This is a genomic window from Pseudomonas sp. PNPG3 (genome assembly GCF_023093815.1).
Taxonomy (GTDB): Bacteria; Pseudomonadota; Gammaproteobacteria; order Pseudomonadales; family Pseudomonadaceae; genus Aquipseudomonas; species Aquipseudomonas asiatica.
This window is the reverse complement of sequence record NZ_JALLKV010000216.1, coordinates 1-270: the sequence shown is the minus strand read 5'-3', so window position 1 is coordinate 270 and position 270 is coordinate 1. Positions and strand designations below refer to the sequence as shown.

Sequence of the window (270 nt, the reverse complement as noted above, 5' to 3'; positions counted from 1 at the left end):
GGACCTGATCCTGGTGATGGAGGCCGGCGACATCGTCGAGCAGGGCACCCACGACGAGCTGGTCGCCGCCGGCGGCGCCTACGCCCGCCTGTACCGCGCCCAGTTCGAGGGAGCCGATCCCGACGCCGACGACCAGCCCGACGACGCCGCCCCCGAGGGCGAGGTTCCGACCGCCACCGGCGGGATGATGCTCGGCATGTGACCCCGGCCCGGCCCGGCGGCCCGGCCGGTCGGCCCGGCCCGTCGGCGTCGAGGAGCTGCACCACACCA

Annotated in this window: 1 protein-coding gene; it reads left to right on the top strand. The window is 76.3% G+C overall.

The features are described 5' to 3' along the window. Positions 1-202: hypothetical protein (locus MJ643_RS30785; RefSeq protein ID WP_247727320.1), on the top strand; the 202-nt coding region annotated here is incomplete at its 5' end. Between the last annotated feature and the right edge of the window lie 68 nt (positions 203-270).